The organism is Parabacteroides sp. AM17-47, assembly GCF_003434625.1.
Lineage (GTDB): Bacteria > Bacteroidota > Bacteroidia > Bacteroidales > Tannerellaceae > Parabacteroides > Parabacteroides distasonis.
Map to the genome: position 1 here is coordinate 117,595 of NZ_QTLI01000008.1, position 21,635 is coordinate 139,229.

The following is a 21,635-nucleotide window of genomic DNA, read 5'->3' on the forward strand; positions in this document are numbered from 1 at the left end:
AGACTTGATTATCAACCAGATAGAAGCCTCGCTTTCTTTATTTATTACAATGGGCATTATAAGCTCCTTATACTGGGCATTATAAGCCGCTTACGATGGGCATTGTCAGTTGCTTATAATGGGCATTGTAATTTTCCTATATCGCCAAAGTATCCATTGCATACCACCTCGCAAGGAGAGATATCCAAGGAAAGCCATCCATAACGCATGATTTCCCATCGATCGATAAAACAGGTAATAAATAATAAAGAAAGTAGCCGAGGCCACAAGCATCGAGTAAAGCATCTGGCGTGTAGCCGTGGCCCCGATAAAGATACCGTCCCAAAGGAAAGCGGAGAATCCACATAAAGGGATCGCCAATACCCAATAGAAATAATCCCCGGAAGCCTCAATGACCGAGGTATCGTTCGTCAACAGTCCCAGAAAATCCCTCCCCAAAAACGCATAAAGAATCGTGAATGATAAAGAGAGGCCGATTCCCCATAGAAACAATAAACGAATGCATCTACGTAACCCCACATCGTTTTTAGCCCCAATAAACCGGCCGGCTAATGCCTCTCCCGCATAAGCGAAACCATCCATTATATAAGAGAACAAGGTAAACAACTGCATCAACAAGGTATTTACGGCCAATATCACATCCCCTTGTCTCGCACCTGTAGAAGTAAAGAAGGTAGTAACAGCGACCAAACACAAGGTCCGGAAAAATATATCACTATTGACCGAGAAGAAGCGACGCATCTCCTCCCCACCCCAAAGACCATTCCAATCGATATACGCTTTCAGACGCCCATAATATTTCAACCAAAGAGCAAACGCCATGAAGAGGCCCGCATATTGGGCGATCAGTGTTCCCAACGCTACGCCTTCCACCTTCATACCCAGCACAAACACGAAACATAGGCTGGCCGCAATATTCACGATATTTTGCGTGATAGCGATAAACATCGGAAAACGAGAATTCTGCATACCGATGAACCAACCGGCAAAGCCATATAAACCCAATATGGCCGGCGCTCCCCAGATACAGATATTAAAATAGAGAGAGGCCCATCGCTTCACCTCCTCCGTTGCGTCGATCAAAACAAACGCACCCCTCAGGATCGGGGATTGAAGGATCCAAAGCCCGAGAGAGATCAAAAGCCCTACCCCGACAGCCCGCAGCAAGGTCCGGACTACCTCCGTCAAGTCCCGTTTCCCATAGGCTTGGGCGGTCATCCCACTTGTCCCCATCCGGAGAAAGCCGAATATCCAATAGATCATGTTAAACAGCATCCCGCCCACGGCGATCGCCCCAATGTACGACGCCGATCCCAGATGCCCTACGATCGCCACATCCACCAGGCCCAACAAAGGCACGGTTATATTGGAGACGATAGAAGGTATGGCCAGCTGAAGTATTTTCCGATTCATATCCTATCCTAAATTTATCCTACGCAAGAAATTATAAACGTCACTTGATAACCCGGCACAGAGCGCTGCGCCAAACAAAGATCCCCGCCTTGCCGCACCATCATCTGCCGGGAAAGCGACAAGCCGATACCGGAACCCGTCCTTTTAGTCGTGAAGAAAGGAATAAAAATCTCCCGTTCGATAGCCACCGGAATAGGCGCACCATTGTTGCTGACCCACAACCCCTTCTTCCAACACACATCCACGGTCGTAGCCCCTGCCTCGCAAGCATTCCGGATCAGGTTAATCAGCACTTGCCGCAACATATTCTGATCCGTACGCATCATAGCAGACAAAGGAATGGAAAGATGCCACTCTAAATCGGGATAAAGAGCCCGGATCCCTTCCATAAAATCATTCAAATAGACCTTTCCGATAACAGGTTCTTGCAGTTCCGCCAGTTTCCGGTAACTGTCCACGAACAGGGCAAGTCCCCGGCTGGTATCGTGAATGGCACGGATCCCCTCCTCGTAAACCGTTCCGGCAATCGCGGGATGCTCCAGATAGGCCTGACTGATACTGGCGATAGGCGTAGTGGCATTCATGATCTCATGCGTAAGCACACGGGTCAGCCGTTGCCACGATTCCACCTCATTGCGGGCAAGCAACCGCCCGATGTCCCTACCCGTCTCGTTAAGGGCCTCTTGCAACGCCCGCTCCCCGAAGAACAGGCCTTTCACAGGAAGACGAAACGTAAATTCTTGGTTACGAATCGCCTCACGCATCAGATGCGCCCGGTCTCTCAACAATACCTGATGGCGGTAGAACCATCCGATAAAGAGAACGACAACGACTCCCAAAGTGCCTATCAACATCATAGCTTTTTTATTTTAGCATACAACGTCTGCCGGGTAATTCCCAACAATTCGGCGGCCCGGCTGATATTGCCGTGGCAACGCTCCACTACCTTGCTCACATGTTCCGCCTCGACCTGTTCCAATGGTACCACTTTACGCCCGGCATCAATCGCATCTTTCAAGATGCGGATCAGCTCTAGGTTATCCCACGGCTTGGCAACAAAGTCCGCCGCCCCCATCTTCAAACCACGCACCGCCAACTTGATATCAGCGTATGCCGTCACCAGTACCACCGGGATAGCCGGATGCTTCTTGTGGATCGCCCGAAGCCAAAGCAAGCCGTCTTGTCCGGAGTTTCCCCCTTGCGTGAAGTTCATGTCGAGCAGAATCCCGTCCACCACCTCTTGTGCCAATACCGTAAGAAGCATGTCGGGAGAAGCGAGTGTCAATACCCTGTCAAACTCACCGGCCAAGCAGATCTTGACCGCCGTAAGAATCGCCGGATTGTCATCTACCACCACTATTGTCCCGTAATTTGCCATATCCGATTCGTTTGTTTTCCTTTATCTCTTTTATCGGGGATAAAGGTACGGAAAAAGGCTGTATGAATATCATACAAGCAGGTGTATGATTTTCATACAAACTACCGCGACCGGGCATCCAAGCCCTTGCCAGATACCAGCCACTCTATACCTTTGTAGCAAAAACAAGCAAAATATGAAATCGTACTTTACCTTTCTCGGCCGTAACAAACTCTACACAGCTATCCAGTTCTGTGGATTGGCTACCGCGCTGGGAGTTGTCATCCTTCTGGCCTCGTATGCCGACACCGAATTTAATATCGGTAACAATCAATCGTACTCTCACCAATTGTATGCCGTCGGCTATGGAGATGAGATCGGTATGACAACCGGGACTGCCCCAGAATTATTCCCTTCCATTCCGGAAATAAAAGAGTGGACACGCCTGATCCATATTGAAGCGGCCAACCTGATGGTAGACAACCAATATTACCAAGTAAACGGCATCGCGGCAGATCCTAATTTTTTCCAGATGCTCAACTATACGCTCATTGGATGCGACCGCAACAAAGCACTGATCGGGACAGACGAGGTCATCCTCTCCGAGCCATTCGCCCACAAAGTATTCGGGAATGAAAATCCGATCGGCCGTACCGTGATGTACTTGAACCAGACACCGCTACGGGTCATTGGGGTTCTCCCGGCTTTCAGCTCGACAGAGCTGTTGAAACCGATAGACATCTTGATTCCTTTCAAACTGGCAGAAAAGGATTATGCATGGATGGACAGTTATGGTTCAACGCAAATACTCATTACGTTGGAAGAAGGGGTAACTCCCGATGTTGTTACCCGTAAACTACTCGATAAGTATAAAGGCTATTGGGAATACTGGAAAGAAGACAACAGCACGAACAGGCTTTTTTGGGGTTCTTCGGTGACACGCATGGACGAGATTTATTTCTCTCCCCTGAACCAATACGGCCCTTTCCGTAAAGGGACACGGAAACAGGTACAAATCTTGTTCTCGTTAGCATTCGTGTTGCTCCTCTCGGCTATCTTCAATTACATCAACCTAACTGTATCGCAAACCAGCAAACGAGTCCATGAAATGGCGACCCGCCGGTTGATGGGTGACTCGGCAGGGCAAATCGTATTACGCTACCTCGCAGAGTCCGCTATCTTCACAACCGGTTGTTTCATCGGCGGTTGCTTAGTTGCCGTCATCACAAAGCCCTATTTCGAGTACTTGCTCTCCACCCGGATCGCTTTGGTCTCTTCACCGGCGATGGTAACCTATTCGCTGTTACTATGGGTAGGAATCGCCGGCATATCGGGATTGTTACCAGCCATCATCACCTACAAATACAGTCCGATAGATATCGTAAAAGGAAATTTCCGAATGCACAACAAGCAATTGTTCAGCCGTTTGTTCATCATCGTGCAGAATGTCATCAGCACGGTACTCATCACCTTGGGACTCACCATGGCCTTCCAAATATACCACCTTGCCACCCTGCCGACCGGTTATAATACAGACCTTGTATTTGTCAAGACATGGGAATTAGGACATACCTACGACAAGCAAGTCATCCTCCAGAAACGCTTACAGGCATTACCCCAAGTGACAGAAGTAGCGTTAGCACGAAAACTGCCTTTCATCACCGGTCACGATGGTGTACAACAACCGGAAGAAGAGGGATACTCGTGGCTCCACCTTTCGGATATGGACAGCGCCGCATTCCGGCTGTTGGGTTTCGAAGTGGTAGAACGTTGGTCTGACCCACTGCCCGGAATGGTTTGGGTAACGGAAGAGACTTGCCGTCGTTATCAACTTTCATCCAACAGACCCCATTTTGGAAAAAAGGATGACAAGGGCGGCTACCGATATAACGTCTGCGGTGTCATCCGCGACTATCGTTCGCTAAGCGCATTAGCTACTCCCCTATCCGATTCGCATGGAGCCGTTATGATACTAGATCCACAAGGCTACATCATCCGTCAAATCGTCAAGATACAAGGCGATCGGGCAGAAGCCTTAGCCGCCATCCGCCGTACTTGCCGGGAAGTGTCCAAAGAAGTGATCGGGATGCCGAAAGACTTGGAAGCCGATTATATCGACGATTATATGGACAAGGATTTAACCCATGAGAAGAACATGATGATGCTTGTCCTTTGCTTCATGACCATCTCCATTCTCATCTCTGCCTTGGGACTGCTGGCCATGTCGATAAGCTACACCGAACAGCAAAGCAAACGGATCGCCTTGTGCAAGGTGATGGGAGCCGAGACAAGTGGCGCGGTATGGGAACTTTCCAAACGATTCATGGCACTCTCGTTGCTTGCCGCCTGTTTCGCCCTGCCCATCAGCGTGAAAGCGGTTCAAATCAGTTTAGAGTCGTTCTATAACCGCATCGCCTTCCCGTGGTATCTCATAACCGCAGCAGTTTTGGCAACCATAGCCATCGCTTTCGTGTCAATCATCGGGCAAACCTTGAAAGTCGCCCGCCGTAACCCCATCAAAAGTATCCGGACCGAATAAAAGCAACATTCTATAATAGGTATACATTCTCACAAAAACAAGACAAGTCATGATTCAAATAAAGAACCTCAGCAAAAACTTCCGGACGGAAGAAGTAGAAACCATCGCGCTCAATGGCATAAGCATGGAAGTGAAAAAGGGCGAATTTATCGCCATCATGGGACCCAGCGGATGCGGCAAATCAACCCTGCTGCATATTCTCGGCCTGCTAGACAACCCGGACGAGGGCAGCTATCTATTAGAAGGCGAAGAGGTGGGGCACCTAAAGGAGAAAGACCGTACACGCTATCGCAAGGGACGCATTGGTTTCGTGTTCCAAAGCTTCAATCTCATTGACGAGCTTACAGTCGAGGAAAACGTAGACCTCCAATTGAAATACCTCGGCATCCCCAAGGCTGAGCGCAAACAACAAGTACTCGACATCCTGCGCAAAGTACGCCTCAGCCAACGTGCCAAACATTATCCGCAGCAACTCTCCGGCGGCCAGCAGCAACGTGTCGCCATCGCTCGCGCCGTCGTAGGTAAACCTATGCTGATATTGGCGGACGAACCGACTGGAAACCTCGACTCTAAAAACAGTCTTGAAATTATGAAATTACTCAGTCAACTGAATGCCGAAGGGACTACGATCGTCATGGTGACACACTCGCAACATGACGCGACCTACGCCGACCGTATCATCAATCTCTTCGATGGGCAAATCGTCGACGAGCTGGAAGGAAAACTTTAGCCTCTTCACACAAAAACGAAGGCCGCGGGATTCACATCCGACGGCCTCCTACACTAACCCTTAACTTTAACCAATGAAAAACAATAATCTACTACATTTATTTCAATGCAGCTAAAGCCGCATCGTAATTCGGCTCGGTAGTAATCTCGGGAACAAGTTCCTCATAAACCACCTTACCAGCTCCATCGACCACTATCACGCCACGGGCTAATAACCCTTTCAGCGGACCGTCTACCAGAAGCATCCCGTACTTATCCTCAAAGCATGAACACCGGAACACAGACAATGTAATCACCTTATCAATACCTTCCGTAGTACAGAAACGTCCATGCGCAAAAGGTAAATCTTTAGAAACAGCTAATACTACCGTATCCGGATGCGAAGCGGCTTCTTTATTGAAGCGTCTTACCGAGGCCGCACATACACTTGTATCCAAGCTCGGGAAAACATTTATCACCACTTTCTTTCCTTTCAAGTCGCTTAACGACAATTCGGATAAATCACTTTTTACACCCTTGAAGTCCGGAGCCTCTGTCCCAACTTTCGGCAACTCGCCGTTCGTATGAATTTCGTTACCTTTTAATGTTACTTTTGCCATCTTTGTATGTAAATTTAATAGTCTTACTTAAGTTGGCTGCACAAATATAAGCAGCTTTCTGTCGATAAAACAAACGAAAATAAACAATGTTCTTTTATTTAACTCTATTTAACTGCTGTTACAAAATACAGATTATCTATCTTTGACGTCAAAATCAAAAACAGATGGATTGGATTATTATCGGCGGACTTCTTATAATCATCGTGATGCAAATCCTTTTGCGTCCTAAACAGCTAAATAATAACAAAGAAGACCTGGAAAAGTTGCTAAACGAGATACAACGCTCGTTCGACCATATCGAGAAAAACTTTAGGGAAGACTTCCGCCTGAACCGGGAAGAAAGCCGTTTGGTAGCAAAAGATAACCGAGAAGAACTGGCTCATTCCATGAACGAGTTCAGGGAAGCTTTCGAACGTGGTATCGATTCTTTTAACAGGTTGCAGAAAGAGAAATTCGCCGCCTTGGACGAACGCCAGCAGAGATTAGTGGATAACACGGAAAAAAGACTGGAAGAAATCCGAGTCACCGTAGACGAGAAACTTCAAAAGACATTGAACGACCGTATCGGGCAATCTTTCCGTTTAGTCACCGAACAATTAGAAAGTGTACAAAAAGGACTGGGCGAGATGCAAACCTTAGCGCAGGATGTAGGCGGGTTAAAACGGGTACTTAGTAATGTCAAGACCCGGGGAAATATCGGGGAGATCCAACTCAGTATGTTATTGGAGCAGTTATTGGCACCAGAGCAATACGAGGCGAATGTACATACCCGGAAAGGTTCGGACGCTGTCGTTGAATTCGCTGTCAAGCTCCCCGGACGGGATGATGCCCGAGAATTCGTATACCTTCCCATAGACGCTAAATTCCCGAAAGATGTATACGAACAGCTCCTAGACGCTTACGATGCCGCAGATTCCCAAGCGATCGAGGCGGCCGGAAAATTATTGGAGACAACGATCAAGAAGATGGCTAAAGATATTTCGGACAAATATCTGGCGCCTCCCGCCACGACCGATTTCGGCATTATGTTCCTGCCGTTCGAGGGCATTTACGCCGAGGTCGTACGCCGTTCCGCTTTATTGGAGGACTTGCAACGAAACTACAAGGTAGTCGTAACAGGTCCCACTACCCTAGCGGCCATACTAAACAGTTTACAAATGGGCTTCCGTACATTGGCGATCCAAAAGCACTCAGGGGAGGTATGGACGATCTTAGGGGCCGTGAAAAAAGAATTCGAGAAAGTAGGCGGTATGCTCGAGAAAGCCCAAAAGAACTTGCAAACCGCCAGCGGGCAAATAGAAGAGGTTTTAGGTATCCGTACCCGTGCCATCCAACGTAAACTCAAGGATGTAGATACGCTTAGTGACCGTGAGGCCCGGGCTATCCTTCCCGAGATCGGAATATTAACTGAAGAAGACGAAAAAGCAGAATCATGAAAAAGAGACAAATACCCCACACTTACGTAATCATTTTTTACATCATCTTATTTTGCGCCATATTGACATGGGTTATTCCCGGTGGGCAATATACGGAAAGTATCAGCCCGGACGGAGAGCGAACCGTTGTATATGAATCCGTGGAAAGCGTACCTCAAACATGGGAAGTACTCTCCGCCTTTTATAAAGGATTTGTGGACAAGGCGGATATCATTGTCTTCATCCTCATCATCGGTGGTGCATTCTGGATCGTGAACGACAGTAAGGCATTTGATATCGGAACAGTCAGTTTCCTGCGGAAAGCACGCAAAATGGAGAACAACCCTATCCTTCGTAAAATAGGTGTGGACAATTTCTTATTAACTGCTATCATGCTACTTTTCAGCCTATTCGGAGCCGTATTCGGGATGAGTGAGGAAACCATCGCTTTTTGTCTGGTCTTGGTCCCGATGGCGATATCTATGGGGTACGATTCCATAACTGGCGTATGTATGGTTTTTATAGCGGCGGGATTAGGTTTCGCTGGAGCGATTTTAAACCCTTTCACGATCGGTATAGCGCAAGGCTTGGCGGGGATTCCTCTTTTCTCCGGTATCGAGTATCGCATCGTTTGCTGGTGTATTATCAATGCGGTAGGCTTCACATGGATATTGCGTTATGCCGCCAAGGTAAAAAAGAACCCTCAATTGTCTCCAGTCTATGAGGATGATCAATATTGGAGAGATTTGCATAGTACCAATTCCTTGGAAATCGTATACAGAACCCCGAAAGCCGCATGGATCAGTTTCGTCCTATTGACTATCGTACTCGTTATCTTTTCGATCTATTATCCCCAGACATCCTTAAAAATAGGAAATAGCGTAATCAAGGGACTACCCTTAATTCCGATTCTTAGCGTAGCGTTCGTGATCTGCTCGATATTTGCCCTACGGAAAACCGTGCACTTATATATATTGAACCTTTTATTCTTCACGATCTTTTTCTTGATAACAGGCGTAATGGGCTACGGTTGGTATATTATGGAAATAGCGACCTTGTTCTTCGCCTTGGGCATAGCGGCGGGAATTGCCAATGGACGCAATCCGAATGAGCTTGTGAAACTATTTTTAGAGGGCTGCAAGGATATTATGAGCGCCGCCTTAGTCGTTGGCTTGGCTGGAGGTATTATCGTAATCCTGCAAGACGGTAAAGTGATCGATACGATTCTCTTTAACCTAGCGAAAGGGATGGAAGGTTTGGGACAAGTAGCTACGGTCGGGATGATGTACGTTATTCAAACGCTTATCAATTTAGTTATTCCTTCCGGAAGCGCCAAAGCGGCCCTTACCATGCCTATCATGGCCCCATTCTCGGAGTTGATCGGTTTATCCAAGCAGGCCACCGTCATGGCCTTTCAGTTTGGCGATGGCTTCACGAACCTGATAACTCCCACATCAGGTGTCCTGATAGCGGTTCTAGGAGTAAGCCGTATCCCGTATGATAAATGGTTCAAATGGGCATGGAAGTTCATCCTTGTCCTAGTGATCCTTGGATTCCTTTTATTGATCCCGACGGTATTGATCCCGATGAACGGCTTTTAATCAATATAGCTTTGCACCTTCTGTAAAAGGCTTCCGTAGTCCATCACGCCGGAAGAGCGCCATATGATCTCACCTTTCTTGAAGATGATCAAAGTGGGTACAGATTGAATCCTCAACTGTCTGGCAAGTGCCTCGTTCTTATCTACATCAATTTTAAGGACACGCACTTGTCCCGCCAGCTCCTTCCCCAATGCCTCGACCGTCGGACTCAACACCTTACACGGGCCGCACCATGTCGCAAAAAAATCCACCAATACAGGTTTATCCCCTTTAATGATATCGTCAAATGTTTCCATCTTATCTACTTTTTAAATATTTACAATCTGTTTAATCTCAAATACAGGAATCCTGCTTAATAGCCCTTATCCCATCAAAAACAAAATTATGAAATTCTATCTCGAAATCTTCTATATAATAACCGATAGATAACACTCAAAGTTTTCCATAAAAGATCAATAAACAACGATCAAAACAAGCAAAAGAAAAAAACTGGCATCTGATTATAACAAAAAAGGGAGACTCTTTTAGAATCTCCCTCGTGATCGGGCTGGGATTCGAACCCAGGACCCACAGCTTAGAAGGCTGTTGCTCTATCCAGCTGAGCTACCTGACCATCCTTATTTTCGTGGTGCAAAGGTAAGGATTTTTCTTTTCCTTGCAAACTTTTAGTACACTTTTTTACATATTGAATTTAGAATGGATAACCAACGGCAAAATGCAAGGCGAAATTATCCTTGAAATTAGGACGGGTTATCGCCCAACGCCTAGACTTTTTCTCCTGAGGATTATAAGCCTTGAAGCCTGTATCTAAACGTAGTAGAAAGAAATCAAAGTCCAAACGAAGTCCCAAACCATAGGAAACAGCGATCTCCTTATAAAAACGAGAGAAATCAAAGTTTCCAGCCTTATAGCGTTCATCTGATACATTCCGGGTCCATATGTTTCCGGCATCTATGTAAGCCGCCAATTCAAACTTCCAAAAAAGTTTCGTTCGATATTCCAAGTTCAAATCCAAGCGGATATCCCCCGATTGAAGAGCGAAAGAAGTCGTGCTGTCAACTTCCATACTACCCGGACCTAACTCTCGTACAGACCATCCCCGGACACTATTCGCTCCCCCCGAGAAATAAGCACGCTCAAAAGGTAAATAGTTTGAGTTACCATAAGCCATCCCCACTCCCACTCCTATATGGAAAGCTAACTTGTTACGACTGTCAAGCACGATTCCTTTACTAAAATCGAAATCCAATTTCACATATTGCGCATATTCCGTACCAAACAACTCATAATAACCGTCATCATTTTTCTTCGCCCCCGTAAGATGCGAAAAGGCACTCAACAAATTCCCTGCGACCTCGACCGACGCACGTAGGGAATGCGTGTTTCTCAAACGATTCTGGGGAGAATAATTGCTGAAGGAATAAGTATATCCCGAACTCATGATAAAATGGTTCGTATAGTTATACAACACCATATAATCCGGCAAGCTATTGATAAAGTCCATATTCTTATCCGGCAAATACACATAATTCAAGTCTACAAGCTTAAAGGTATGGCGTGCCTGTGTATTGCCCCGATCTTGCCAAATATAACTCCAACCACCAGATAGAATCGCCCTCGTATACTCCGGACGTTTTTGCAGGTTGTAACTTATTTTCGCTTCAGTTGACGCACGTAGCCGCCTACGAAAATCCGAACTCAAGAACGGGAACAAGAAACGAGGAAACAGCAAGGACCCTTCCGCACCTAACTCCCAGTAATTACCAAAGCCATTCGCCTTATTTCCGGATAACGCCTCGTAAGCCCCTCTCACCCTCGCCGAAAACAGCTCCGATCCTCGGAAGATATTCCTATGCTGATAATTCAAGCTGGAGGCAAACCCATAATCACCCGCCGAGTTAGTGCCTTCCAAATCCACTCCCACCGTATTTATCTTCGCGGGAGAAGTAAGAATGTAACAATCCAACTTCATCGTATCCCGCTCCTCTACTTCCGTAAAACGTATATTTACATTCCTCAAAGCCCTTAGAGAAGCGAACGCTGAATAGGTCTGCTCTATATTCTTCTCACTAAATAATTGCCCCGGACGAATATAAGTACTCCTCCGGAGCACGCTCGGACGGATACTCTTCCCGTTCCGGCCATATACGATATTCACCCCTGCGCTGAGCATCGTATCTGTAGCCATGAAACTAGCGTCCTCTCCTACCCCCATCGGATTATAATCGGTTAAGACCGTTACATCCTTAATATAATACTGACGATGCGGCTGATCCTCTACCGACCCATTGGGCAACACCTTCCGATAAGGTTTCATGGACATATCAAGATCCACGACATTTTGGTTAAAAGAACTATCAGCGATATATCCTAAATAATCCCGATTAAAACCATAATACCCGTTCCAGCGAAGTAAGGTCGTAATACGCTCCCGCTCCTTGTCCAATATATCCCGGTCAAATAAAGTTCCTTCCTTAACTAATTGGTTATACTCTTCCTGTGAGGACCGGAACGCAGAAGCTAAGGGAGAGCGGCGAGGCGCTTTCAGATGTGCCAAACTATCAATTTTCGGATCGGGGAACTTCATCGTGTAATTGCGTATCCTATACGGATCGTTCGCCTTTATATGGTAAGTTACAACCGCTTTCTTATGGCGTGTCGTATCGATCGTCGTTGATACATCCGCATGGACATACCCTTTATTAATGTAAAAACGCTCTAGTTCCATGGCGGACTGTTCCACCAACATCGTATCCAGCACCACGGGAGGCTCACCAATCCTACGTAACTGTTTATTGATCCATTTCTTCTCATTCTTACCAGACCAATCATAGACAAACAACTGCCACTTCATCAGACCAAACACCTTGAAGTTTGGTTGCTGCCTAAGATAAGATTTTAAATCCGCAGACTTATAATCCTTGTTATCCGACACGATCTCCACCTTATCCAGCAAATATTCCCCATCCGGCACAAACTTGGTCGTACTACAAGAGGCTAGCAGTAGTACGATACAGATAAAATAGCATATACGTAGAGATCGATTCATCATTCCAAGCTTTTTACGATCGCGAATGTACTGGAATTTAAAGAATTTACCGTACTTTTGTTTTGTAAAAAGAACTAAGATGCTAAGCAAGACCAAAGTCAAATACATCCGTTCTCTGGAATTAAAGAAATTCCGGAATGAAAATAATGTTTTTGTAGCCGAAGGAAATAAATTGGTAGCCGATATGTTACCGGCCTTTGAATGTGAGTTATTAATAGCCAAGCCATCTTGGATGGCTACACAAGGCGATATTCCGGCCAAGGAGTTATTGGTAGCGGAAGAAGATGATATTCGTAAAGCCAGTTTCCTGAAAAATCCCCAAGATGTACTCGCAATCTTTAAACGCCCCAATTGGGATATAACGGAAATAACGCCGGAAAAGGAGCTTGTTCTCGCATTAGACGGAATCCAAGATCCGGGCAACTTAGGTACGATCATCCGGTTAGCGGACTGGTTCGGTATTTCCCATATCGTATGCAGCAAAGATACCGCCGATGTTTTCAGTCCAAAAACCGTACAAGCCACTATGGGTGCGCTTGCCCACGTAAAAATACATTACACCGATCTGGAAACGTTCTTACAGGCCCAATCTGCCCAAGCCATACCTTTATACGGCACCTTCCTTGGCGGAGAAAACTTATATGAGAAAACCTTATCCGGAAACGGTATCTTGATAATGGGTAATGAAGGAAATGGAATACGTCCCGCCATCGAGGCTTTTGTAAACGAAAAATTGTATATCCCGAACTATCCGGAAGGAAGAGACACCTCAGAGTCTCTCAATGTGGCTATCGCTACAGCCGTGGTCTGTGCCGAGTTTCGCAGACGCCAAGGGAATCCCGCTTAAACGATATATATGGACTGAACAACCCGGCGTAATCTTTTCGGTTAACGCCGGCCAAGATCCCATCACCTGCTTAAAACCAATCGCCGGTTCCGAGGAAAGAACCGGCACCAGCACTCCATCATAAAAAGCGGTTCCAGCTATCTCCTCATTCAACGGGTAAACACCATGAAACGCACCATTATCATCCAGTTCGATATAATGCATACGATAAACCTGCTTACACCAAACGTAATGAGCGGCAATTCTTCTCATAAGTACAATAAACAAATAGAGAGATTACTTAATAGAATCCTTGGGTAATTCGGCAAGCTCCTTACCATAGTTATATTTCATCAAGCTTAAGCTATCTATATACACCTTATAATAAGTCGTATCCATATTATCCATACGGATATATCCAAACACACGCTTTACTTTCTTAGTTGGTATAGTCTTCAAGATCGTCTCGTGATATCCATCTTTCGTGATCTTACTATTCACCGTCAAGGTCGTATCACCTTGGTCCGCGCTTAAACGTACCTCCGGCTTATAAGCCATTTTGTTATTCAATCCCCAGACACGCATGCCCAGCACGAAACTACTGCCCGAGGAATAATTCGTTTCCGGACGTATATCGAAAGTCACCCCATTAAATACAGAGGTAGGAGACAAGACCAGATAAGAACGGCGAGGCCAAATATCCACGGAATCCCGGTTAGATACGGGCGCAGCGTCCGCCTGCACATCCCCTAAGTTATTGATCCGTTTATTAAGATCGGCCAAGACCCGGTTGTAGACCTCCATGTAAATATCCAAGTTACGGCCGTACCACACCAACGAGCTATCATACACCGCTTGTGTAATATCATGCTTACGGAATACAGACTCATACAAGGCAAGCTTCATGGTATCGGATTTATAAGCGTTATAATCCACATTTACCATGGCCTCAGCCAGCAACATATCCGTCAAGACACCCTGCATCTTTTTCTCCGACAGAATACCATCCGGAACCTTACTACATGCCGCCAGCAACGTCGTGGCTAATAAAGCCATACCATATATCCGTAATTTTCTCCGCATTTATTTCTCTTCTTTCGAAAGGCTAGCCGACAAAGTATGCCGATAAAATATTAACAAAAGGAAAACTCCCACGCAAATCGCCGAGTCCGCCAAATTAAAGATCGGACGGAAGAAAACGAACTCCTGTCCACCCCAGATCGGAACCCAATCAGGGAATACGGTCTCTATCAATGGGAAATAGAACATATCCACCACCTTACCATGCAGCCAAGAGGCATAACCACCTCCCTCCGGCATAAAAGTAGCGAGTTGCCCGAAACTATGGTCGAAGATCACGCCATAGAATATCGAGTCGATTATATTTCCCACCGCCCCCGCGAAAACCAAAGATATACAGGCAATAAAACCGAATTTATAATTTTCTTTAACCAGCTTATACAAATAATATCCGATAAACAATACAGCCACGATACGGAATACGGAAAGGAATAATTTCCCAATCACCTCTATACCGAATGCCATACCCGGATTCTCGGTAAAATAGAGATAAAACCACGGAGTTATCTCTATACTCTCATGCAACTGCATGTGGGTCTTAATCCATATTTTCAGCGCTTGGTCAAGAAGAAGGAGCAGTATTATGATTAACACTGCTCCCCAACCTTTAGAATATCTCATTTACTTTGCACCTCCTTGTTTTGCTTCGATACTTAAAGTCGCATGAGGCACGGCACGTAGCCTTTCTTTCGGGATCAATTTACCAGTCTCCCGGCAAATACCGTAGGTCTTATTCTCGATACGGATCAAAGCGGCCTGCAAATTCTGGATGAATTTCATCTGGCGTTGCGCCAAACGGCCCGCCTCTTCCTTCGATAACGTAGAAGCACCTTCCTCCAGCACCTTGAATGTAGGAGACGTATCAGCCACGTCGTTACCGTCGGAATTCGTAACCCCTGATCGCAAAAGCTCGTAATCCCTCTTCGCGATTTCCAGTTTCTCTAATATAATAGCGCGGAACTCCTCGAGCTCAGCGTCTGAATATCTTGTCTTCTCTGCCATGGTTCTAAAAAAAATTTAGGTTCAACAATCGTTCAAATATCAATCAAAAAGAAGAATTAAGAATGAATATAAAATCATATTATTTCTTCTTTGCATGCAAAGATAATATAATTATCGATTTTCCTATATTTCATTCCTAATTCTTCCGCAAGAAATGCTATTCTATTTTTAAGCTTTCTCGATCTTTACGGACAATTTAAAGTCCTCGAAATCGAGTTCCGTAGCGTCGCTGATCGCATTATCCATGATTTCGATAGATTCCGCCAATACTTGGTTAGCGATATAATCCTTATAATCATGGATCGCCTCATCCATCTCCTCGCAAGAAAGAATGGATACATGGATCTTATCCGTTATATCGAAACCGCTGCTCTTACGCAAGTTTTGGATACGATTCACCAACTCACGGGCCAGCCCCTCCTTACGCAAATCCTCGGTTACGGTAATATCCAAAGCGACTGTCAAGCGACCTTCATTAGCGACCAACCAACCCGGGATATCCTCAGAGATGATCTCTACATCCGTACGCTCCAAAACGGCCTCCTGTCCATCTACCATCAAGGTAAACGTTCCGGCTTTCTCGAAAGCGTTGATATCTTCTTGGCTCATCGATTGAATCGTGGCGGCCAACGCCTTCATGATCTTTCCGTAGCGCGGGCCCAACTTCTTAAAGTCCGGTTTGATCTTCTTCACCAAGATACCTGCCGTATTATCCACGAACTTCAGCTCCTTCACGTTCACCTCGTTCAAGATCAGGTTCTTCACGGCCTCGATACTCTCTTGTTGATGAGCGTCTACAACCGGAATCATTACCGTATGCAACGGCTGGCGAACCTTGATATTCACCTTGCGGCGAAGAGCCAATACCATAGAAGAAACATCTTGAGCCATTTGCATACGCTCTTCCAAATTCTTGTCGATCTTAGACTCGTCGTAAACCGGGAAATCGGACAAGTGTACGGACTCAACGTTCTCACGTCCCGTAACAGCGACCAAGTCCAAGAATAACTGATCGGCATAGAACGGAGCGATCGGAGCCATCAACTTAGCCACTGTCTCCAAGCAAGTATATAAAGTCTGGTAAGCGGACAACTTATCCTCCGTCATACCACCACCCCAGAAACGGCGGCGGTTCAAACGCACATACCAGTTACTCAAGTTATCATTTACGAAATCAGAGATAGCACGTCCGGCACGAGTCGGCTCGTAAGCCTCCAAGTAGCCATCCACATCCTTCACCAAGCTGTTCAACAGAGAAAGGATCCAACGGTCAATCTCCGGACGCTTACTCCATTCCACATCCGGATCGGAGTAGTCGAAGCCATCCACGTTAGCGTACAAAGCAAAGAATGAATACGTATTATATAATGTACCAAAGAACTTACGGCGAACTTCCTCGATACCATCGATATCAAACTTAATATTATCCCATGGTGAAGCGTTCGTGATCATGTACCAACGCAACGGGTCCGAACCATACTTCTCGATCGTAGAGAATGGATCAACAGCGTTGCCCAAGCGTTTAGACATCTTGTTTCCGTTCTTATCCAATACCAGACCGTTAGACACGACAGCCTTGTAAGCCACGCTATCAAAGATCATGGTGCCCAGAGCATGCAGGGTAAAGAACCAACCGCGTGTCTGGTCAACACCCTCAGCGATAAAGTCAGCCGGATAGATCTGACGATTATCGAACTCCTTCAAGTTCTCGAACGGATAGTGGATCTGGGCATAAGGCATAGCGCCGGAATCGAACCATACATCGATCAAGTCTGTCTCACGCTTCATCGGCTTGCCGGAAGCGGAAACCAAGATAATATCATCCACATACGGACGGTGCAAATCGATCTTCTCGTAGTTCTCCTTCGTATAATCTCCCGGAGCGAAGTCCTTATAAGGGTTAGACTCCATAAAGCCGGCCTTCACCGATTTCTCGATCTCGCCGAACAGCTCTACCACGGAACCGATACACTTCTCCTCGCTACCATCTTCCGTACGCCAGATCGGTAACGGAGTACCCCAATAACGACTGCGGCTCAAGTTCCAGTCTTGCAAGTTCTCCAGCCATTTGCCGAAACGTCCCGTACCCGTGCTCTGCGGTTTCCAGTTGATCGTATTGTTCAACTCGATCATGCGCTCACGGCAAGCGGTCGTGCGGATAAACCAGCTATCCAACGGATAATACAATACCGGTTTATCGGTACGCCAGCAATGCGGGTAATTGTGGACATGCTTCTCGATCTTGAACACCCGGTTCTGGGCCTTCAGCATCATGCAGATCTCAATATCCAATGTCTCATCTTTATCCGTCTTCGTATCATCGTAAGCGTTCTTCACGAATTTTCCTTGCCATGGATCATAATCAGAGGCGTTCATACAATTTTGTACAAACTCCGGAGCCAAGTCTTCCAGCTTATAGAACTTACCGGTCATATCCACCATAGGGCGCATATTTCCATCCTTATCCTGCATCATCAAAGGAGGAACCCCGAATGTTTTCGCCACACGGTTATCGTCCGCACCAAACGTCGGCGCGATATGTACGATACCCGTACCATCCTCTGTCGTAACGAAATCACCCGTGATCACACGGAATGCACCTTCACCCGGATTTACCCATGGGATCAATTGCTCATATTTCATACCGGCCAACTCGGAACCCTTCCACTCACCTACTACGCTGAAAGGAACCAGCTTGTCACCCGGTTTGTAATCAGACAAAGAAAGCTCAGCGGCTTTCGGATTGAAATAAGCAGACAATAAATCTTTCGCTATAACAGCAGTCATCGGGATACCCGTGTAAGGATTATAAGTCTGTACAGCCAGATAAGTAATATTCGGGCCTACGCAAAGCGCCGTATTGGAAGGCAACGTCCAAGGAGTCGTTGTCCATGCCAAGAAATAAGGATCGCCGAATTGTGCCATCTCCGGTTTCGGGTCCAATATATGGAACTGTGCCGTACAAGTCGTATCCTTCACGTCACGATAACAGCCTGGTTGGTTCAACTCGTGCGTGCTCAAGCCCGTACCCGCGGCGGGAGAATACGGTTGGATCGTATAGCCTTTATATAAAAGACCTTTCTTATAAAGCTCTTTCAATAGATACCACAAGGTCTCGATATAGCGGTTATCATACGTGATATACGGATTCTCCATATCCACCCAATAACCCATCTTCTGCGTCAGATCCTCCCACTCTTTCGTGAACTTCATCACGTCCTTACGGCAAGCGGCGTTATACTCAGCGACAGAAATCTTCTTACCGATATCTTCCTTCGTGATGCCCAAAGCCTTCTCCACGCCCAACTCGACAGGCAGACCGTGTGTATCCCAACCCGCCTTACGATTCACCAAGAATCCCTTCATGGTTTTATAGCGGCAGAAAATATCCTTAATCGAACGGGCGATAACATGGTGAATACCCGGCATACCGTTTGCGGATGGAGGACCCTCGTAGAATACGAATGTAGGATGTCCCTCTCTTGTTTCAAGACTCTTATGGAAGATGTCTCCATCCTTCCATTTCTTCAGCACCTCTTTATTTACGTTCGACAAGTCAAACTTAGAATATTCGGTAAATTTCTTACTCATATCGCGATGTATTTATCTTGCTTCTAAAAAATTGCCGCAAAGTTAGTGATTTCTTTCGAATTAGACAATATGGAATTTTCATTAATGAAAGCACGGGTTTCTTCTGCGTGAAACAAATTTTAGTTAAAGCAGAAAAGTAACAGTATCTGATAAAATCCTATTAGGAAACCTACCGGCTCTCTCCTACTTTTGCCCCTGAATTTAAATCTAACACCTACTAATAAAATGAACATTAAGAGTAAATTCGGTTATTTATGTTGCGCCTCCCTATTGACCACTAGTTTATGGGCACAAGACGTATTGATTTCCACGAGGAATACCTCATTATTGCTAGACGCACCTGTCGGCGGAGAGGTAAGATTCATCTACTATGGAGACAAGTTATCCACTTCCGATGCGGCTACCTTGCTCGAGACCGAGCAGAAAACATTTTCCGCTTATCCGGTCTACGGCTTGAATTGCCCCTCCGAAAGCGCATTGTCCGTTACCCATGGCGACGGGAATATGACCCTTCAACTGGAAGTCATAAAAGTAGATACACGAAAAGAGCAAACGGCAGATATCACAACGATCCGATTAAAAGATAAAGTGTATCCTTTTTATATGAATCTCTGTTACAGAACCTATCCGGACGCCGATATCATCGAGACTTGGACAGAGATCACGCATGAGGAGAAAAAAGCGATCACCCTCAATCGTTTCGCTTCCGCTTATCTGCCGATCCGGAAAGGAGACGTATGGGTTTCCCACTTATACGGCTCATGGGCAAACGAGGCTCAATTGGCACAAGAACCGTTACGACCGGGCATCAAGATGATAAAAAACAAGGATGGTATCCGCAACTCCCATACCGCCCACGCCGAAGTGATGATCTCCCTAGACGGAAAACCAAAGGAAAACACCGGTTCCGTTATTGGCGCCGCCCTATGCTATAGCGGTAACTACAAATTATTCTTCGATACGGATGATAGCGACTATCACCATTTCTTCGCGGGAATAAACGAGGAGAACTCGGCTTACACCCTCAAAGCCAAAGAAAGTTTCCGTACACCGGAATTGGCGCTGACTTACAGTAAGGACGGCTTAAGCGGAAGCAGCCGAAATTTCCACGCATGGGCACGCAAACATAAGATAGCGAATGGAGCGACCGCCCGGAAAATCTTACTAAACAGTTGGGAAGGTGTATATTTCGATATCAATCAAGAAGGTATGGACCAAATGATGAGTGATATCCAGTCTATGGGCGGCGAGTTGTTCGTCATGGACGACGGCTGGTTTGGCGATAAATATCCTCGTAATAAAGATAACTCGTCCTTAGGGGATTGGATGGTTGATGCCCGAAAACTACCAAGAGGCATCGAGGGCCTGATCGCCGACGCCAACAAGCATGGTATTAAATTCGGTATCTGGATCGAGCCGGAAATGGCCAACACGACAAGCGAATTGTACGAGAAGCATCCGGAATGGGTATTGAAAGCTCCAAACAGGGAAATCGTCCTGGGGCGTGGCGGTACACAGGTCGTTCTTGATCTCTCCAATCCCGAGGTGCAAGACTTCATATTCGGTATCGTCGACAACTTGATGACAACATACCCGGAGATCGATTATATCAAATGGGACGCCAATATGAGCATCCTGAACCATGGCTCCCAATATCTGCCTTCGGATCAGCAAAGCCATATGTATATCGAATATCACGAAGGATTCAAGAAAGTCTGTGAGCGTATCCGAGCCAAATACCCGGATTTAACCCTACAGGCTTGCGCCAGCGGTGGAGGCCCGGCAAATTACGGTGTCATGCCTTACTTCGATGAGTTTTGGGTAAGCGACAATACCGATGCCTTACAGCGTATCTATATGCAATGGGGTACTTCTTATTTTTTCCCGGCTATCGCCATGGCCTCACACATCAGCGCCGCCCCCAACCATCAAACATTCCGGGTCATTCCCCTAAAATATCGGATCGACGTAGCGATGAGCGGCCGTTTGGGCATGGAGATCCAACCCAAAAATATGACAGAAGAAGAGAAAACACTTTGCCGCAAGGCGATCGCCGATTATAAGACGATCCGTCCCGTCGTGCAATTCGGCGATATCTACCGTCTGGTTTCTCCGTACGATCGTTTGGGAGTAGCTTCCTTGATGTACACTTCACCGGAGAAAGACAAAGCCGTATTTTATTGGTGGAAGACCGAGCATTTTGTCAACCAACATTTACCCCGTGTAAAGATGAACGGATTATCCCCAGACAAGAAATACAGAGTCTGCGAACTGAACCGGATCGACAACGAGCCTCTGGCCTTCGAGGGTAAAGCTTTCACCGGAGAATATCTCATGGCGAACGGACTGGAAATCCCTTATAATCACATTGTCGATTATCACAAACAGAATGATTACTCGAGCCGGGTGCTTTATTTGGAGGAAGTTAAATGAT

At 46.3% G+C, this 21,635-nt stretch carries 17 protein-coding genes and 1 tRNA gene; 6 read left to right on the forward strand and 12 right to left on the reverse strand.

The window, feature by feature from the left end; translation table 11 throughout:
* Nucleotides 1–105: 105 nt before the first annotated feature.
* From DW205_RS08075 to DW205_RS08085, 3 genes are read right to left on the reverse strand one after another with little or no spacing between them, the layout of a single operon-like run.
* Nucleotides 106–1,413 (reverse strand): MATE family efflux transporter, encoded by a 1,308-nt coding sequence (locus tag DW205_RS08075; protein WP_005865285.1) that lies wholly within the window; start codon nt 1,411–1,413, stop codon nt 106–108.
* A 14-nt stretch (nt 1,414–1,427) separates the two neighbouring features.
* Nucleotides 1,428–2,270, reverse strand: coding sequence for a PAS domain-containing sensor histidine kinase (locus DW205_RS08080; protein ID WP_036623262.1), 843 nt, complete (start codon nt 2,268–2,270; stop codon nt 1,428–1,430).
* Nucleotides 2,267–2,791: a response regulator gene (locus tag DW205_RS08085; protein ID WP_005865281.1), complete on the reverse strand. Its 525-nt coding sequence runs from the start codon at nt 2,789–2,791 to the stop codon at nt 2,267–2,269. The genes DW205_RS08080 and DW205_RS08085 overlap by 4 nt, the downstream gene beginning before the upstream one ends.
* Nucleotides 2,792–2,966: 175 nt before the next feature.
* On the opposite strand from DW205_RS08085, the gene DW205_RS08090 reads away from it, so the two are divergent.
* Together DW205_RS08090 and DW205_RS08095 are read left to right on the forward strand one after the other, a co-directional pair.
* Entirely contained in the window at nt 2,967–5,309 is a 2,343-nt protein-coding gene (locus DW205_RS08090; RefSeq protein ID WP_005865279.1) for an FtsX-like permease family protein, read from the forward strand.
* 49 nt (nt 5,310–5,358) lie between these two features.
* Nucleotides 5,359–6,039 carry an ABC transporter ATP-binding protein gene (locus DW205_RS08095; RefSeq protein WP_005865277.1) on the forward strand — a complete coding sequence of 227 codons (681 nt, stop codon included), beginning with the start codon at nt 5,359–5,361 and terminating at the stop codon, nt 6,037–6,039.
* A 97-nt stretch (nt 6,040–6,136) separates the two neighbouring features.
* On the opposite strand, the gene tpx is transcribed toward DW205_RS08095, so the two are convergent.
* Entirely contained in the window at nt 6,137–6,637 is a 501-nt protein-coding gene (tpx, locus tag DW205_RS08100; protein ID WP_005865275.1) for a thiol peroxidase, read from the reverse strand.
* A gap of 164 nt (nt 6,638–6,801) precedes the next feature.
* Here tpx and DW205_RS08105 point away from each other — a divergent pair, with 164 nt between their 5' ends.
* Both DW205_RS08105 and DW205_RS08110 read left to right on the forward strand, forming a co-directional pair.
* On the forward strand, nt 6,802–8,073 hold the full coding sequence (locus DW205_RS08105; protein ID WP_005865273.1) for a DNA recombination protein RmuC: 1,272 nt from the start codon (nt 6,802–6,804) through the stop codon (nt 8,071–8,073).
* On the forward strand, nt 8,070–9,653 hold the full coding sequence (locus tag DW205_RS08110; protein ID WP_005865271.1) for a YfcC family protein: 1,584 nt from the start codon (nt 8,070–8,072) through the stop codon (nt 9,651–9,653). Before DW205_RS08105 ends, DW205_RS08110 begins: the two co-directional genes overlap by 4 nt.
* On the opposite strand, the gene trxA is transcribed toward DW205_RS08110, so the two are convergent.
* From trxA to DW205_RS08125, 3 genes are all read right to left on the reverse strand, one after another.
* On the reverse strand, nt 9,650–9,949 hold the full coding sequence (gene trxA / locus DW205_RS08115; RefSeq protein WP_005865269.1) for a thioredoxin: 300 nt from the start codon (nt 9,947–9,949) through the stop codon (nt 9,650–9,652). The two genes, DW205_RS08110 and trxA, sit on opposite strands and share 4 nt — an antisense overlap.
* 243 nt (nt 9,950–10,192) lie before the next feature.
* Nucleotides 10,193–10,266 (reverse strand) — tRNA-Arg (locus tag DW205_RS08120).
* Between the two features lie 78 nt (nt 10,267–10,344).
* On the reverse strand, nt 10,345–12,705 hold the full coding sequence (locus DW205_RS08125) for a BamA/TamA family outer membrane protein (protein ID WP_005865267.1): 2,361 nt from the start codon (nt 12,703–12,705) through the stop codon (nt 10,345–10,347).
* A 76-nt stretch (nt 12,706–12,781) separates the two neighbouring features.
* Here DW205_RS08125 and DW205_RS08130 point away from each other — a divergent pair, with 76 nt between their 5' ends.
* Nucleotides 12,782–13,549 carry an RNA methyltransferase gene (locus tag DW205_RS08130; RefSeq protein WP_005855539.1) on the forward strand — a complete coding sequence of 256 codons (768 nt, stop codon included), beginning with the start codon at nt 12,782–12,784 and terminating at the stop codon, nt 13,547–13,549.
* Here the strand turns inward: DW205_RS08130 and DW205_RS08135 are convergent.
* The 5 genes from DW205_RS08135 to ileS form a co-directional block, all read right to left on the reverse strand.
* Nucleotides 13,472–13,801 (reverse strand): hypothetical protein, encoded by a 330-nt coding sequence (locus tag DW205_RS08135; RefSeq protein WP_227793694.1) that lies wholly within the window; start codon nt 13,799–13,801, stop codon nt 13,472–13,474. The two genes, DW205_RS08130 and DW205_RS08135, sit on opposite strands and share 78 nt — an antisense overlap.
* A 24-nt stretch (nt 13,802–13,825) precedes the next feature.
* A complete protein-coding gene (locus tag DW205_RS08140; RefSeq protein WP_008778515.1) occupies nt 13,826–14,611 on the reverse strand; it encodes a DUF4296 domain-containing protein in 786 nt (261 codons plus the stop codon).
* On the reverse strand, nt 14,612–15,229 hold the full coding sequence (locus DW205_RS08145; RefSeq protein ID WP_005865261.1) for a lipoprotein signal peptidase: 618 nt from the start codon (nt 15,227–15,229) through the stop codon (nt 14,612–14,614).
* Nucleotides 15,230–15,610, reverse strand: coding sequence for a TraR/DksA C4-type zinc finger protein (locus DW205_RS08150; RefSeq protein ID WP_005855535.1), 381 nt, complete (start codon nt 15,608–15,610; stop codon nt 15,230–15,232). It lies immediately after the preceding gene.
* A 168-nt stretch (nt 15,611–15,778) separates the two neighbouring features.
* Nucleotides 15,779–19,201, reverse strand: a complete 3,423-nt coding sequence (gene ileS, locus DW205_RS08155; RefSeq protein WP_005865260.1) for an isoleucine--tRNA ligase — start codon at nt 19,199–19,201, stop codon at nt 15,779–15,781.
* A gap of 225 nt (nt 19,202–19,426) precedes the next feature.
* Here ileS and DW205_RS08160 point away from each other — a divergent pair, with 225 nt between their 5' ends.
* On the forward strand, nt 19,427–21,634 hold the full coding sequence (locus DW205_RS08160; protein WP_121963075.1) for an alpha-galactosidase: 2,208 nt from the start codon (nt 19,427–19,429) through the stop codon (nt 21,632–21,634).
* Nucleotide 21,635: the final 1 nt, after the last annotated feature.

What these genes read in the sequence shown, in the direction of transcription:
- DW205_RS08075 (WP_005865285.1), bottom strand. Translation starts at nt 1,413, where the DNA reads ATGAATCGGAAAATACTTCAGCTGGCCATACCTTCTATCGTCTCCAAT.
- DW205_RS08080 (WP_036623262.1), bottom strand. Translation starts at nt 2,270, where the DNA reads ATGATGTTGATAGGCACTTTGGGAGTCGTTGTCGTTCTCTTTATCGGA.
- DW205_RS08085 (WP_005865281.1), bottom strand. Translation starts at nt 2,791, where the DNA reads ATGGCAAATTACGGGACAATAGTGGTGGTAGATGACAATCCGGCGATT.
- DW205_RS08090 (WP_005865279.1), top strand. Translation starts at nt 2,967, where the DNA reads ATGAAATCGTACTTTACCTTTCTCGGCCGTAACAAACTCTACACAGCT.
- DW205_RS08095 (WP_005865277.1), top strand. Translation starts at nt 5,359, where the DNA reads ATGATTCAAATAAAGAACCTCAGCAAAAACTTCCGGACGGAAGAAGTA.
- tpx (WP_005865275.1), bottom strand. Translation starts at nt 6,637, where the DNA reads ATGGCAAAAGTAACATTAAAAGGTAACGAAATTCATACGAACGGCGAG.
- DW205_RS08105 (WP_005865273.1), top strand. Translation starts at nt 6,802, where the DNA reads ATGGATTGGATTATTATCGGCGGACTTCTTATAATCATCGTGATGCAA.
- DW205_RS08110 (WP_005865271.1), top strand. Translation starts at nt 8,070, where the DNA reads ATGAAAAAGAGACAAATACCCCACACTTACGTAATCATTTTTTACATC.
- trxA (WP_005865269.1), bottom strand. Translation starts at nt 9,949, where the DNA reads ATGGAAACATTTGACGATATCATTAAAGGGGATAAACCTGTATTGGTG.
- DW205_RS08125 (WP_005865267.1), bottom strand. Translation starts at nt 12,705, where the DNA reads ATGATGAATCGATCTCTACGTATATGCTATTTTATCTGTATCGTACTA.
- DW205_RS08130 (WP_005855539.1), top strand. Translation starts at nt 12,782, where the DNA reads ATGCTAAGCAAGACCAAAGTCAAATACATCCGTTCTCTGGAATTAAAG.
- DW205_RS08135 (WP_227793694.1), bottom strand. Translation starts at nt 13,801, where the DNA reads ATGAGAAGAATTGCCGCTCATTACGTTTGGTGTAAGCAGGTTTATCGT.
- DW205_RS08140 (WP_008778515.1), bottom strand. Translation starts at nt 14,611, where the DNA reads ATGCGGAGAAAATTACGGATATATGGTATGGCTTTATTAGCCACGACG.
- DW205_RS08145 (WP_005865261.1), bottom strand. Translation starts at nt 15,229, where the DNA reads ATGAGATATTCTAAAGGTTGGGGAGCAGTGTTAATCATAATACTGCTC.
- DW205_RS08150 (WP_005855535.1), bottom strand. Translation starts at nt 15,610, where the DNA reads ATGGCAGAGAAGACAAGATATTCAGACGCTGAGCTCGAGGAGTTCCGC.
- ileS (WP_005865260.1), bottom strand. Translation starts at nt 19,201, where the DNA reads ATGAGTAAGAAATTTACCGAATATTCTAAGTTTGACTTGTCGAACGTA.
- DW205_RS08160 (WP_121963075.1), top strand. Translation starts at nt 19,427, where the DNA reads ATGAACATTAAGAGTAAATTCGGTTATTTATGTTGCGCCTCCCTATTG.